The following is a 14424-nucleotide window of genomic DNA, read 5'->3' as shown; positions in this document are numbered from 1 at the left end:
ATTAAATTCCGCTCACTGATAAGTTTTTAGAAACCATACCGATATCACCAGCACCTTGCGTAATCAACAAATCACCTTCGCGCAAAACATTACTCAAAATAGAACGTAAATCCGCCTCACTACCAACATGAATAGGATCAACATTACCCCGCTGACGAATACTACCGCACAAAGAACGACTGTCAGCACCGTTGATAGGCGCTTCGCCAGCGGAATAAACATCCAGCAAGAGCAAAACATCCACTTGAGACAGAACTCGCACAAAATCTTCATAAAGATCACGGGTTCGAGTATAACGATGCGGCTGATAAACCATGACTAAGCGCTTCTCAGGCCAACCTGCACGGATCGCCTTAATAGTTGCTAATACTTCACTCGGGTGATGACCATAGTCATCAACAAACATAACACTCGAACCATTTGGAAGCTCTAACGGTTTCTGCTCTTGAAAACGGCGCCCGACACCTTCAAAGCCCATTAGGCCAGCTTGGATAGCTATTGCTTCAACACCCAAATCGGTGGCAACAGCAATCGTTGCAAGAGCATTAAGTACGTTGTGACGACCTGGCATCGGCAAGCGAATTTTCAAGGGCTCACCTTCAGGGCGATGCGCCAAAAACTCACAATAACGGCCAGTTTGCACAATCTCAGTCGCATAAAAGTCCGCCTCTTGATCAATACCATACGTTAAAACTGGGCGACTCAAAGAAGGTAGAATTTCACGAACATTTTCGTCATCAACACATAAAACAGCTAAACCATAAAAAGGCAAGTTATGCACAAACTCAATGAAAGTATGTTTAACCTTTTCAAAGTCACCATCATAAGTGTCCATGTGATCTTCATCGATATTAGTCACTATCACCGTCTGTGGTTGCAAATGCAGGAATGACGCATCACTTTCATCTGCCTCAGCAACAAGATAAGCACTACTACCCAATTGTGCATTTGCCCCAGCGCTAGTTAAACGCCCACCAATAACAAATGTTGGCGCTTCACCAGTAGCCGCTAATATAGATGCCATCAAGCTCGTTGTCGTTGTTTTGCCATGAGTACCCGCTACAGCAATACCATGGCGATAACGCATTAATTCAGCCAGCATTTCTGCTCTTCGAACAATCGGAATTCTATGCTCTTTACCCCAGATAATTTCTGGGTTTTGTTCATTTATCGCGGTAGATACCACAATCACATGGGCGTCATAAACGTTTTCCTCTAAATGCCCTAGATAAATCTTGATACCTAATTCTTCTAAACGCTCCGTGGTAGACGACGCTTTAAGATCAGACCCTGAAACTTGATAGCCTTGGTTATGCAATACCTCTGCAATACCACACATACCAACACCACCAATACCAATAAAGTGGATATTTTGAATACGGCGCATCGTAGGAATATCGTACTGAGCTTTAATATCAATCATGATTTTATTAACCTTAAACAGTGTGCAACAACTTCTTGTGTCGCATTTGGACGAGCAACCAGCTTGGCCTGCTCACCCATTTTCAATAATGTCTCTTCACTTTCTACAAAACCAGAAAGCAAAGAAATGATTTTTTCACAACCTAGCTGTGGTTGCGGCAAAAGATATGCAGCCCCAACTTTTTCTAAATAACACGCATTTGCCGTTTGGTGATCATCTATAGCATGCGGATAAGGCACTAAAATGGAAGGCAAGCCGGCAACAGCAAGCTCACTCACCGTCATAGCGCCAGCTCGGCACAACACAATATCAGCCCAATAATATGCTTGATCCATATTATCCAAATAGGCCTCAACACGAGCGTCAACCTTTGCCTCTTTATAAAGTTCTGATACCGCTTCAAAATTACGAATACCAGTCTGATGCCATACATCTAAACGCTGAGTGAAAGGCCATTCTGCTAAAACCTGAGGAATGACATCGTTAATCGCTTTTGCGCCCAAACTCCCACCTACAACAAGCAATCGCAAAGGCCTTGCAGCACCGCTTCTTGATACTCGAACACGCTGCTTCAAAATATCGCTTCTAATTGGATTACCAACGCTAATAGCGTTAGGTAGTGCACCATCAAAAGCCTGCAACCTTAAACTTGCTACTTTAGAAAGTAACCTATTGGTAGTACCAGCAACGGCGTTCTGCTCATGCACAACTAATGGAATACCTAAAATTTTAGCAGCCACGCCACCAGGACCTGCAACAAACCCACCCATACCTAGAACGACATCGGGCTTAATTTTTTGCAAAACAGCCACCGCCTGCCCAATAGCATGCAAGATCCTAAAAGGAGCGACCAATAGACCTAAAACCCCTTTGCCTCTCACTCCTTTGATAGATAAAGAATGCAATGCTATGTCATGTTTAGGCACAAGAGTTTCCTCCATCCCACCTTTAGAGCCAAGCCATTGAACATCGGCACCTTTATTCTTAAAACTTTGAGCACAAGCCAATGCTGGATAGATATGACCACCTGTTCCACCAGCCATTATAACGACTCTTTTGACATCGCTCATTTTGTACTCTCTTTCATTTTAATCGACTCACCAGAGCCATCACCTTTCTCAGCCCGTCTATTCTCAATATCGACACGCGCTACAACAAACAAACTCCCCAAGGTAATTATCAAGCTACTGCCGCCATAACTAATTAATGGCAAAGTTAGCCCTTTAGTAGGCAAAAAGCCGGTATTTACACCTATATTGATAATAACTTGAGCCAAAATAAGAATTGAAAAACCAAAGCACATATAAGCAGCAAAAGGTCGAGATAACGTCATGGCTTGACGACCAATCTTAAAGGCGCGAGCAACCATTAGCGCAAACAAACATATCAACAACAAACCGCCAAACATGCCCGTTTCTTCAACCCAAATAGAAAACACAAAGTCTGTATGGGCTTCAGGCAGATAAGATAGCTTTTGAACACTGTTTCCCAGCCCCAAACCAAACCACTCGCCACGACCATAAGCGATTAAAGCCTGACTAAGCTGATACCCTTCATTAAAAGGATCTGCCCACGGGTCTATAAAATTCATCAAACGCTTTAAGCGATAACTTTCAGAAATGGCAACAACGCCCAACATTGAAACGGCACCAACCATTAAAAGTAAAAACTGATACAAGGGTGCGCCGCCCAAAAACAGCAACACCATCACTGTACCTAGCAATACTACAGACGCACCAAAATCTGGTTCAAAAAGCAAAAACAAAAGAAAAATACTACAAAGGCAGAGCGGAAGAACGAAGCCGACCCAACCCTCTCTAACACGGTCAGCTCTTCGCACTAGATAACCAGAAACATAAACCACCATACAAACTTTTGCGACTTCCGAGGCCTGAAGGTTAAATACCACCAAATTAATCCAACGACGACTACCATTAACACTTTTTCCAATTCCAGGCATAAGCACAAGAATAAGTAAGATGAGAGACAAGCCCATCATCAAAATACCCCATTTTTGCAGTTGATGCGTTGGCAGAGACAATAACACCCAACCAAATACCAGCCCAATAGCGAGATATAAACCCTGCCTCACCATAAAAAAATAGGGTTGACCATGGATAGTTTCAGAAATAGAGATAGACGCACTAGAGACCATCACCATCCCTAGCGCCAAAATAGAAACAACAGCAGCAACAAAAACAGCATCAACTTGAGCAAATTCACGAAGAGACACTCGGTCAAATATTTTCAACCATGTCATAACTCAGCAACCAAACTGGCAAAATGCGCGCCGCGCATTTCATAGTTTTTATACATATCTAAACTGGCACAAGCTGGCGAAAATAAAATGATCTCCCCCTCTTTACTATCCTGCCCAATACTAGCCACAATTTGGTCTAACGTATCAAAGTGCTTAACTTCAGTGTCAGAAGGCAAAATTTCAGCAATACGATCGGCATCTTTTCCAAACAAATAAACAGTGCGCACTAGATCCTTTACGGGTTTAGCAAGAGCACGAAAATCCGCGCCTTTCCCTTCACCGCCAGCAATAAGTAAAATATTTTTATTAGCAGCCGATCCAAGCCCCTGAAGCGCGGCTAACGTCGCGCCAACATTGGTGCCTTTTGAATCATTAATATAAGTCACGCCATTAAGAACCCGAACCGTTTCACAACGATGAGGCAAACCACCAAACTCTTTCAGTACCTTTCCTACTGCCTCAGACAGAACATCCACTCCCAGCAATTCAAGCATAGCTAGAGCCGCCAACACATTGGCGTGATTATGAGAGCCCTTCAAAGCAATTTGTGACGTGTGATAAAGCCGCTCAACACCCTTACACAACCAAGCCCCATCACCATCTTTGAGCATGCCATACTCTTTTAAATCAGGACTTTTTGTTGTAAATGCACGAACAGGAACACCTTCAGCCAGCAATGGCGCCGTTAAGATGTCTTGCTTGTTACAAACGGCAGCTTTACAACCTCGATAGACTTTTTGCTTGACGCGTTGATACTCATAAAGATCTTTGTAACGATCCATATGATCTTCGGAGACATTAAGAAGACAGGCCAGATCGGCCTGTAGTGCGTGTGTTGTTTCAAGCTGAAAGCTAGATAACTCAAGCACATACAAATCAGCATTTGGAGAAAGTAGATCCAATGCAGGCAAGCCTAAATTACCGCCCGCTATGGCATTTTTTCCGCAAGCCTGAAGTAACAAAGCTACCAATGTTGTGACTGTACTTTTGGCATTAGATCCGGTAATCGCAACAAAAGGCGCATTGACATAATCACGAAACAAATCGATATCGCCGCGCATCGCAACACCACGTTCAGCCAAGCGAGCCAGAACAGGTGTGCGCAAAGCAATCCCAGGACTAACGAACAACTCCGTTACACCAAGGGTTTCAAGCACTTCTAAATTGCCCGTGAAAATCCGCTCTTGCGAACAAAACTCTTTCGCCTGCTCCAATCCCGGTGGATTCTCACGAGAATCCACCACATAAAACTCAATTCCCTTGCTAGCTAAAAAGCGTACGCAAGACAAGCCTGTCGCACCCAAGCCTACAACGGCTCTTACCCGATCTGACCCGATCAACGACATGCAAAACTCCTAACGTACTTTTAAGGTGGCAAAACCTACTAAAACAAGACAAACAGTGATGATCCAAAAACGCACAATCACTTTAGGTTCAGCCCAACCTTTTAATTCAAAATGATGATGAATCGGCGCCATTCTAAATATTCTTCGCTTAGTTAACTTGTAAGAAGCAACCTGCAAAATAACCGACACCGTTTCCATTACAAAAACGCCGCCCATAATAAACAAAACTAATTCTTGGCGAACAATAACCGCAATTGTTCCCAACGCAGCACCTAAAGCCAAAGACCCCACATCACCCATAAAAATTTGTGCAGGGTAAGTGTTAAACCATAAAAAACCCAAACCAGCCCCAGCAAGAGCGGCACAAAACACCAGCAACTCACCGGAACCATGTACATAAGGGATAAGCAGATAATCAGCAAATCGAATATTACCGGTCAAATAAGCAAACACACCAAGAGCACCACCTACCAACACGGTTGGTAGAATCGCCAAACCATCCAGTCCATCGGTTAAATTTACTGCATTACTTGTACCGACAATAACGAAATAAGTCAGCACAATAAAAAGCATACCCAAAGGGATCGCAACATCTTTAAAAAGAGGCACAATTAAGGCTGTTTCAGCAGGCGTGCTCGCGGTGTAATACAAATAAAACGCAGCAGCTAAACCAAACACGCTCTGCCAAAAATATTTCCATCGACCAGGAAGACCTCGTGGATTTTTCTCCACCACTTTCCGATAATCATCAACCCAGCCAACAACACCGAATGCCAACATAACCAATAAAACAACCCAAACGTATTGATTACGCAAATCACCCCACAAAAGAGTGCTAACAGAAATCGAAAAAATAATAAGCGCGCCACCCATAGTTGGCGTTCCAGCTTTCGCTAAATGCGTTTGAGGCCCATCGCTGCGAACCGCCTGACCAATTTGCAAGCGCTGCAACAAAACAATAACCTTATTGCCAACTAATAGAGAAATAGCCAATGCAGTGAGAACACCTAAAATGGCGCGCAGAGACAAGTAATTAAATACCGTAAAAAATGTATGATATTTACTTAAATAAGCCGTTAACAGAAGTAACATTGGTAAGGAATATCCTAATTAATTAGTGCTTCAATGACATTTTCCATTTTAGCCGAACGAGAACCTTTGACTAAAATAGCGTGTTTTTTATCTAGCGGACGAACTACTGTCGCCGCTTCATTATGAGTATTACAAAAAATAGCGTTACCACCTTCACTTCTAAAAGCAGCACCAGCAATACTCGCTACGGGACCGACACAAATCAAACACGAAATCCCTTTGTTTTTAGCATATACCCCTAAGCCATGATGAATGCCATCTCTTTGAGCACCAAGCTCAGCTAAAGCCCCTAAAATCAACCAAGTTTCTTCTACTGGCTGAATTGCAAGAACATCAATAGCCGCCTCAACAGACGCTGGGCTGGCATTGTAACAATCATTAATTAATAGAGCGCCATTTTTTGCTTTAAGCCGCTCTAATCGTCCAGAAACTAGCACAGGGGTGGCTAATTTATCAGCCGCTTGTTTAAAATCAATCCCCATTACTAACATAGCCAAAACAACGGCCATACCGTTTGCAATTTGATGCTTTCCAGCACCAGCAATAGAGACGGATTGAGCTCCCCCATTGTAATGAAACACAGCTAAACTAGACTCAGCACTCAACTCAATATCAGACACATAAAGATCGGCAGATTCAGTAAATCCAAAAGAATAAACCTGACGATCTCCAGCTAAACCACACCAATAATCGAAGTACTCATCATCAGCATTTAGAATTATGCTAGCATTGGGCGAGGAGCCAGAAATCAACGCTCCTTTTTCTTTTGCAATATCCTCAATACCACCCAATCCTTCAAAATGACTTCCACTGGCATTCGTCAATATAACGATGTCTGGAAACGCAATCTTAGCCAACAGAGGAATTTCGCCAGTAAAACTAGTCCCCGCCTCAATGACTGCAACATCGTGATCAGCATCTAACTCAAGAAGCGTTTGTGGCACACCTATTTGATTGTTCAAATTGGCGCGTGTTTTTAACACATTTTCATCCGTCAGGGACTGAGCCAACCAATCTTTTACGGTTGTTTTACCATTACTGCCTGTAATGCATACAACAGGCCCCTTAAAGGCATCCCGAATCAAGCGAGCAATCACACCATAAGCCAATGTGGTGTCCACAACTTTAACATAATTAGGCGCATCAACATCTCGATCAGAGACAACACCAACAGCACCTTCTTGAACCGCTTGCCCTATATAATCATGTCCATCAAAACGCTCACCTTTTAAGGCAACAAAGACACAGCCTGAAGTTATTTTCCTTGTATCAGTAATAACTGCATTTAACACGCAATTTTCACCGATAAGTTGGCCGCCGCAAGCTTCGGCGATATCTGAAAGAGTAAGGTTAATTAACATAAGCCTCCAACGCTCTCAGCGCCTCTTCTTTATCATTGAAATGGTGTTTAACACCCTGAACATCCTGATAAGTTTCATGTCCTTTTCCAGCAATAAGAACCACATCATTAGATCCAGCCGACAAAACGGCCTGACGAATAGCCACTCGACGATCAGGCTCAAAACTAAATGCCTCATCCTCGTTTGTTTGCGCTAAGGCATCAGAAAATATTTGCTCTATGGATTCAGTACGAGGATTATCTGATGTTAACCATACGTAATCAGCATTTTGCATAGCTGCCGCCATCATTAGAGGTCGTTTACCTCGATCTCTATCACCACCACAACCAAACACACAGATTAATCGACCATTCGTATGCTCTTTTAGTGCTTGCAAAGCGACTACCAAAGCATCGGCAGTGTGCGCAAAATCAACAACGACAAGAGGGGCATTTGGTAACTCAACCTTATCCATACGACCAGGCGCACCACTTAATGTAGACAGACCACTTATTAAGGTCGATTTATCTCTTACCTCATACCAAAGACTTACTAAAGCTGCTAGGGCATTCTGCACATTAAAACGCCCTAACAATGGCAAAAATACAGGAGTTTCACCTTCCGGGTGACACAAAATAAATCTACAACCTGCCGGCTCCAACACTAACTGCTTCACATAAAAATCAGCTTGCGAGTTTTGCTCACTATAATAATGTCGACTCGAACCGGCCGCAGCTTCCGCCATAAAACCAGCATAACTATCATCAAGACAAAATATGGAATGAGACAAACCATCAAAAGAAAACAACCGCTGCTTAGCTAAAGCGTAGGAATTCATATCGCCATGATAATCGAGATGATCACGAGAAAGATTTGAAAATACAGCGGTTTGAAAAGGAACACCTTCAATACGCCCCTGATCTAAAGCGTGCGACGACGCTTCAAAAGCAACAAAATCGACGCCTATTTCAGCCATTTTCATTAAAGTGAGATGTAAAGAAAGAAGGTCTGGCGTGGTCTGTTTAGCTTCAGACAAACGATCTAAGGGCCCAACACCGAAAGTCCCAACCAAGCCGCTAGAAAAACCGATATATTTTGCCAGTTGAGCAATGTAGAAACAGATAGAGGATTTGCCATTGGTTCCAGTCACAGCCACCATACGCTGTGGCATATGACCAAAAAAACCATGCAAACAAGCGACTAACAATTTAGCTGGGTTAGCAACAGAAACAAGTTCAATATCATCACGCTGCAAATTTAATTCAGAAGGGACAACCGCGATTTTACAACCTAGTTCGATGACATCATCTAAATATTCCCAGCCATTTGAAGTTACACCAGGCAAAGCAAAAAAAACGCTCTCCTGATCTACTTTGCGACTGTCAGTTTCTAGACAATTATATAAAGCAGAATGCGAGTTATCCTCCAAAGAATAACCCGCCAAATTAAGCAGTTGAGCATGTGTTATTTGCCCCATTTAACCACCCTGTACAACTTGATAAGGAACTTTTTTAGACTCTAAACGAACTTCTCTGAGCCCTTCTGGCAAATCAGGATAAATATTCAGAGTTGTTAACGCTCCTTCCATAACGCGAGAAAATACTGGCGCAGCAACCTCACCACCATAATATTCGCGACCTTTTGGATCATTAATCATTACCACCATTGCCAATCTAGGATTTGACGCAGGCGCAACCCCCGCAAACAAGGCAATGTATTGATCGTATTCGTACCCTTTAGAACCAACTTTATGCACAGTACCCGTTTTGCCTGCGACGCGATAACCTGGGATTTGCGCAGCTTTACCAGAACCTCGCTGCACAACAGACTCCATCATCTTCACAACATCATGAGCCACTTTTTGAGGAATCACTTGCTTACCATCTGCAGGCACATCTTGCTTAAAAATAGTAACAGGAACTCGATAACCACCATTAGCCAATGTCATGTAGGCTTGAGCTAGCTGCAACGTAGACACAGACAAACCATAACCGTAAGCCAAGGTAGCAATTTCTGATGGGTGCCATTTAGGATGAGACGGAAGAACACCGGATGCCTCTCCTGGAAACCCAATCCCGACAGGCGAACCTATACCTAATTCATAATCCATATTCCAAATCGCATCCTGAGGAAGCGACAAAGCAATTTTCGACGCCCCGACGTTACTCGATTTAATTAGCAATTTTTCAAAATCGATTACACCGTAATTGGCGGCATCACGAATAGTAAAGCGGCCAAAGCGCAGATAACCGGGAGAGGTATCAATTGTTGTCTCTGTGGTATATTGATCAGACATCAACGCCGCCGAAATAGTGAACGGCTTCATGGTAGAGCCCGGTTCAAACAAATCAATCACAGCACGATTGCGCAGCTCTTCATATTCCAGTTTAGAACGGTCATTTGGGTTATAAGATGGCTGATTAACCATCGCCAAGATTTCACCAGTCTTAACGTCTAAAATCACCGCCGATGCAGACGTAGCGCGATGCTCCGTCACTGCAGCTTTAAGCTCTCGATAAGCCAAATACTGCAATCTAAGATCAATACTTAGCTCAATATTTTCACCAGGATGCTCTGCTTCTTCAACACCAACACCGCGAATGATATTGCCAGTAAGATCCTTCACATAGCTTCGACGACCAGGCTGACCTTCTAAAGCTTGATCATAAGCAAGTTCGATACCCTCCTGGCCTTTGTCATCGATATTGGTAAAACCAACAACATGAGAAGCCACTTCACCAGCAGGATAAAAACGCTTATATTCTTTAGTCTTACTCACCCCAACAACATTAGCCGCCATAATAGCATCAGCTTCATGAGGCGGTATTTGACGTCGAAGATACATAAAAGAACGAGTCTTATTAGCTTCAAATCTTTCTTGTAGCCAAGCACGACCAACCCCCATCACTTCTGCTAGACGTTTAATCTCTTGCTCTGGGCCAATATTTAAAGAAGGATCTCGAGGAAGCTTCCATAAGGCTCTTGGATTAGCAATTATCGTCCAAGTTGGCGTACTAACAGCCAAAGGCTCTCCACGACGATCCAGAATCATACCTCGGGTCGCCGGAATGGCTTCTGTGCGTACAGCTCTCATCTCGCCTTGGTTTTGTAGAAACGCCTTATCAACAACAGTCAAATAAAATAGTCGACCGCCCGCAATAAGAAACAATAACAAAGCGACGCCATATACAAATCTAAAGCGCCATTTTCCTGGAGTGTGAACACTGTCTTCAATATTCATGGTTTCACTATTATCAATTCATCCTGAGAGGGTGCGTGCATTTTTAAATCTTTAATAGCCGCTTGCTCTAAGCGACTTGGCTGGGTTAGCGCACTTTGTTCAAGAAGCAACTGGCCCCATTTCACTTCATAATCCACTTCATCTTGCTTCAATGTTTGAAGGTAAGAGAAATCCTTCCTAAAATCGTATACCTGAATAACAACAGCAATTGAAACAATCGCTAAAACAACAACACCGATAGCAAATACTAACGGTGAAAAACGAGCCTTAATCACTGACCCGCTCCAAAACGCGCAAGACAGCACTACGAGAGCGAACATTCTCACTCACTTCAGATTGAGATGGCTTAATCGCCTTACCGACTGTTTTAAACTTAATATCAAGATGAGCATTTCGAATTGGCAAATGTCTTGGTAATTCAGGCCCTTTCGCTTGCAATTTCATAAAGCGTTTAACGATACGATCTTCAAGAGAATGAAAACTGATAACAGCTAATCGACCACCAACTTTTAGAGCTTGCGCAGCAGCATCAAGACCAATTTCCAAGTCACCCAATTCATTATTAATGTAAATTCGAATACCTTGGAACGCCCGAGTAGCTGGATTTTTGCCTTTTTCCCAAGCTGGATTCGCTTCAGCAATAATTTTTGATAGCTGGAGCGTTGTTAAGATTGGTGTATGAGAACGATACTCACAGATAGCTTTTGCAATACGACGAGAGAATCTTTCTTCGCCATACTGATACATCACATCCGCCATATCTTTTTCGCTAACAGTGGCTATCCACTGGGCAGCACTTATACCCTTGTCAGGATTCATCCGCATATCAAGCGGACCGTCATTCATAAAACTAAAACCGCGTTCGGCGTCATCGATCTGAGGAGAAGACACACCCAAATCCATCATCACACCATCGACCCTATCAACACCAAACACACCCGTAATGTGTTCAGCCATGTTTGCAAAGCTATCTTGCACAATAGAAAAACGTGCATCTTCTTGCTCTAACAACTTGCCATGACCAATCGCCACAGGGTCTTTATCAAAACCAAGCAAACGACCTTTATCTAATCGATCCAAAACCAAACGAGTATGCCCACCGCGACCAAACGTCCCATCGACATACAGACCATTAGTATCGGTTACTAGCATATCGACGGACTCATTAAGCATGACGCTTATGTGTTCTGCCATCGTCTTTGTCATAAAGAAATATCCATCATGGTTTCAGTTTGTAAGTCCGCAAGAGCATCTTGGGACAAATAATCTTCACGTTGCGCTTCCCACTCTTCTTGGCTCCAAATTTCTAACTTCTTACCTTGGCCAAGAATCGTTAACTTTTTATCCAACCGAGCAAATTCACGCAGTGGCGCAGGCAACAAAATCCGACCCGCTTTATCCACTTCCAAATCAGTCGCATGCCCCACTAAAAGACGCTGCAAACGCCTAGCTTGTGGCTGAAACGTGGGCAACTTATCTAATTTTTGCTGAATCAATTCCCATTCAGATAAGGGATAGAGCAACAAGCATCGAGAAACAGGATCAATGGTCACAACCACACCATCGTCATCATATTGGGCCAGATCATCGCGTAAGCGTGCCGGAAGCGACATTCGCCCCTTCACATCTACACTCACCTGATGAATCCCACGAAACATTGCCATATCCCACTTATCGACACTTTATCCCACAATTTAACACTATTTATGAAAAAGAGTAAAAAAAAACCAACCAAATAGGCAAAAATAGATGCAATGATTTTGTAAAGAGGCAAAAAATAGACAAATGGAGAGACTAAAACAGAAGAAAAAACACAAAACGACACTTTTTAGGCAAAAAAAGCCATTCACGCAATTGAGCACAAACGATAGATAGAAGAAGCAAACAGATTTGGAAATTCAATAAAACAGAAAGCACCACTAACCATGGCACTCATAGAATAAAAAAGGAGACGAAACGCGAGGAAAAAATTGCAAGTTGGCCGATAAGCCGGGTTCTGTCGTGGACAGTCATTCATCTAATACGTACATCACTGCACGTCTTTAGCAACCTACCCGAACTCAGCGCGGGTCACGCCAAAGAGTTCCTATTTGGTCTTGCTTCAAGTGGGGTTTACCTAGCCACGAACTGTTGCCAGTCGCGCGGTGCGCTCTTACCGCACCATTTCAACCTTACCGGCAGTAAACTGCTTAGGCGGTGTATTTTCTGCTGCACTTTCCGTAGGCTCACGCCCCCCAGGCGTTACCTGGCACTTTACCCTGCGAAGCCCGGACTTTCCTCCCCCCAATAAATTGAGCGGCGACTGCCTAGCCAACTTGCGAGGCGCATATTACTTATCTATAGAGACAATAACAAGTGCTTTCTCGAAAGCTGAAAATTTTCATGCATATTAAAAAAACCAAAAGATCAAAAATCAAGCAATAGGCAGCTGAAAACACACCTCAAGACCACCTTCCTCCCGATTTCTCGCCATTATCTGCCCCTTATGAGCACGAATAATACGTTGCGAAATAGTAAGGCCAACACCAAATCCACCACTATTCGCCTCTCTTGCTTCAGAAGAGCGATAAAAAGCGTGAAAAATCTTTTCTAACTTATCATCGGAAACACCCGGACCATTATCACGCACATAGATAAAAGCCGTTCCGGCTTTTTCTTGAGTTTCGACCTCAATAACTCCATTACAACCCGCATAAAAGCAGGCATTACGAAGCACATTTTCGATTGCATGACGCAACTGTAGAGGATCCCCCAATATTGTTTTTGGTGCACGCCCAATTTTAGAAACGGAAATTCCCTTTAACTGACTCTCAAAACTTACATCCGCAACAATTTCACTTAACCATTCTTGAAGATCCATCTCCTCTTTTATTAGAGAAGCAGCCTCCAACCGACTCAAGGTAAGAACCTGACCAATCAACTCATCAAGCTCATGAAGCTCAGTACGAATACGACTCAAATACCCTTTCTGAGCCTCTGTTGCATATTTATCTTCCGCTATAGTCAGTGCTACTTCAATCCTTGCCAGCGGCGTCCTTAACTCATGAGAAACATCACGCATCAACCTCTCTTTCGACGAGAGTAGCGTATCAATCCTGACCGCCATCTCATTAAACTCTCGCGCCAATTTACCAACAGCATCACTTCTTCGAGCCAACTTATTTTCGACCCTAGCCGTCATGTCACCCTGACCAAAGGAACGAGCAACTCGCTGCAACTTAAGCAAAGGCCCCAGCAACCAATACGCCAATACCCCACTCGAAACAAACAAACCCAACAAAGAGAAGCCAACAACTGCCTCAGGTGCAAGAGAGCTAATTTCAGGATTCGGCTTAAAAATAAGCAGATACTGAACATTATTCCCACCAATAACCTGAATGAATTGGCTATGTAAAAAATCCGCTGCTGGCCGAGTAGTAACGCTTGGCGTATTTTGCTCCTTAAAATTACGAGGCAAAGGCTTTAACAGAGGGCGACCATTCTCCTGATACAAATAAATAGTTCCGGACAATCGCTTCTCTGCCTTTTTAGTTTCCTCCTGCAATGAAGTAATACCAAACTTTTCATACCCAGCCACCAACTGAACACCGACATCTCCCAGTAAATCAGCTGATACCTGATTGCGCTTCTGGATAAACTGAACCATCGCCAAACCAATACTAACAACAACAATATTGGACAGTAACACCACCAGAAACACACGTAGAAAAGTATTTTTCATA

At 43.3% G+C, this 14424-nt stretch carries 12 protein-coding genes and 1 other RNA gene; all 13 read right to left on the bottom strand.

Going from position 1 to position 14424, the window contains the following annotated elements; translation table 11 throughout:
- Position 1: 1 nt before the first annotated feature.
- A complete protein-coding gene (gene murC / locus CCS02_RS06475; RefSeq protein ID WP_100636143.1) occupies positions 2–1423 on the bottom strand; it encodes a UDP-N-acetylmuramate--L-alanine ligase in 1422 nt (473 codons plus the stop codon).
- The gene (gene murG / locus CCS02_RS06470) at positions 1420–2493 is read right to left on the bottom strand and encodes an undecaprenyldiphospho-muramoylpentapeptide beta-N-acetylglucosaminyltransferase (RefSeq protein ID WP_100636142.1); all 1074 of its coding nucleotides are present in this window, start codon (positions 2491–2493) and stop codon (positions 1420–1422) included. Before murG ends, murC begins: the two co-directional genes overlap by 4 nt.
- The gene (ftsW, locus tag CCS02_RS06465; protein ID WP_100185550.1) at positions 2490–3683 is read right to left on the bottom strand and encodes a putative lipid II flippase FtsW; all 1194 of its coding nucleotides are present in this window, start codon (positions 3681–3683) and stop codon (positions 2490–2492) included. The genes murG and ftsW overlap by 4 nt, the downstream gene beginning before the upstream one ends.
- Positions 3680–5029, bottom strand: coding sequence for a UDP-N-acetylmuramoyl-L-alanine--D-glutamate ligase (gene murD / locus CCS02_RS06460; RefSeq protein ID WP_100636141.1), 1350 nt, complete (start codon positions 5027–5029; stop codon positions 3680–3682). Before murD ends, ftsW begins: the two co-directional genes overlap by 4 nt.
- Before the next feature lie 9 nt (positions 5030–5038).
- On the bottom strand, positions 5039–6121 hold the full coding sequence (gene mraY / locus CCS02_RS06455) for a phospho-N-acetylmuramoyl-pentapeptide-transferase (protein ID WP_100636140.1): 1083 nt from the start codon (positions 6119–6121) through the stop codon (positions 5039–5041).
- A gap of 14 nt (positions 6122–6135) precedes the next feature.
- On the bottom strand, positions 6136–7482 hold the full coding sequence (locus tag CCS02_RS06450; protein WP_100636139.1) for a UDP-N-acetylmuramoyl-tripeptide--D-alanyl-D-alanine ligase: 1347 nt from the start codon (positions 7480–7482) through the stop codon (positions 6136–6138).
- Positions 7472–8938, bottom strand: coding sequence for a UDP-N-acetylmuramoyl-L-alanyl-D-glutamate--2,6-diaminopimelate ligase (locus tag CCS02_RS06445; protein ID WP_100636138.1), 1467 nt, complete (start codon positions 8936–8938; stop codon positions 7472–7474). The genes CCS02_RS06450 and CCS02_RS06445 overlap by 11 nt, the downstream gene beginning before the upstream one ends.
- Positions 8939–10702 carry a peptidoglycan D,D-transpeptidase FtsI family protein gene (locus CCS02_RS06440; protein WP_100185554.1) on the bottom strand — a complete coding sequence of 588 codons (1764 nt, stop codon included), beginning with the start codon at positions 10700–10702 and terminating at the stop codon, positions 8939–8941.
- Positions 10699–10977, bottom strand: a complete 279-nt coding sequence (ftsL, locus tag CCS02_RS06435) for a cell division protein FtsL (RefSeq protein ID WP_012070310.1) — start codon at positions 10975–10977, stop codon at positions 10699–10701. The genes CCS02_RS06440 and ftsL overlap by 4 nt, the downstream gene beginning before the upstream one ends.
- The gene (rsmH, locus tag CCS02_RS06430) at positions 10970–11908 is read right to left on the bottom strand and encodes a 16S rRNA (cytosine(1402)-N(4))-methyltransferase RsmH (RefSeq protein ID WP_072840570.1); all 939 of its coding nucleotides are present in this window, start codon (positions 11906–11908) and stop codon (positions 10970–10972) included. The genes ftsL and rsmH overlap by 8 nt, the downstream gene beginning before the upstream one ends.
- Entirely contained in the window at positions 11905–12360 is a 456-nt protein-coding gene (mraZ, locus tag CCS02_RS06425) for a division/cell wall cluster transcriptional repressor MraZ (protein ID WP_072840605.1), read from the bottom strand. The genes rsmH and mraZ overlap by 4 nt, the downstream gene beginning before the upstream one ends.
- 311 nt (positions 12361–12671) lie before the next feature.
- Positions 12672–13020, bottom strand: an RNA gene (rnpB, locus tag CCS02_RS06420) — RNase P RNA component class A.
- A 95-nt stretch (positions 13021–13115) separates the two neighbouring features.
- Positions 13116–14423, bottom strand: a complete 1308-nt coding sequence (locus tag CCS02_RS06415; protein WP_100185556.1) for a sensor histidine kinase — start codon at positions 14421–14423, stop codon at positions 13116–13118.
- Between the last annotated feature and the right edge of the window lies 1 nt (position 14424).

It is taken from the genome of Marinomonas sp. ef1 (assembly GCF_002806845.1).
Classification (GTDB): Bacteria; Pseudomonadota; Gammaproteobacteria; order Pseudomonadales; family Marinomonadaceae; genus Marinomonas; species Marinomonas polaris.
This window is presented reverse-complemented; position numbering and strand designations above follow the sequence as displayed.

What these genes read in the sequence shown, in the direction of transcription:
- murC (WP_100636143.1), bottom strand. Translation starts at nt 1,423, where the DNA reads ATGATTGATATTAAAGCTCAGTACGATATTCCTACGATGCGCCGTATT.
- murG (WP_100636142.1), bottom strand. Translation starts at nt 2,493, where the DNA reads ATGAGCGATGTCAAAAGAGTCGTTATAATGGCTGGTGGAACAGGTGGT.
- ftsW (WP_100185550.1), bottom strand. Translation starts at nt 3,683, where the DNA reads ATGACATGGTTGAAAATATTTGACCGAGTGTCTCTTCGTGAATTTGCT.
- murD (WP_100636141.1), bottom strand. Translation starts at nt 5,029, where the DNA reads ATGTCGTTGATCGGGTCAGATCGGGTAAGAGCCGTTGTAGGCTTGGGT.
- mraY (WP_100636140.1), bottom strand. Translation starts at nt 6,121, where the DNA reads ATGTTACTTCTGTTAACGGCTTATTTAAGTAAATATCATACATTTTTT.
- CCS02_RS06450 (WP_100636139.1), bottom strand. Translation starts at nt 7,482, where the DNA reads ATGTTAATTAACCTTACTCTTTCAGATATCGCCGAAGCTTGCGGCGGC.
- CCS02_RS06445 (WP_100636138.1), bottom strand. Translation starts at nt 8,938, where the DNA reads ATGGGGCAAATAACACATGCTCAACTGCTTAATTTGGCGGGTTATTCT.
- CCS02_RS06440 (WP_100185554.1), bottom strand. Translation starts at nt 10,702, where the DNA reads ATGAATATTGAAGACAGTGTTCACACTCCAGGAAAATGGCGCTTTAGA.
- rsmH (WP_072840570.1), bottom strand. Translation starts at nt 11,908, where the DNA reads ATGACAAAGACGATGGCAGAACACATAAGCGTCATGCTTAATGAGTCC.
- mraZ (WP_072840605.1), bottom strand. Translation starts at nt 12,360, where the DNA reads ATGTTTCGTGGGATTCATCAGGTGAGTGTAGATGTGAAGGGGCGAATG.
- CCS02_RS06415 (WP_100185556.1), bottom strand. Translation starts at nt 14,423, where the DNA reads ATGAAAAATACTTTTCTACGTGTGTTTCTGGTGGTGTTACTGTCCAAT.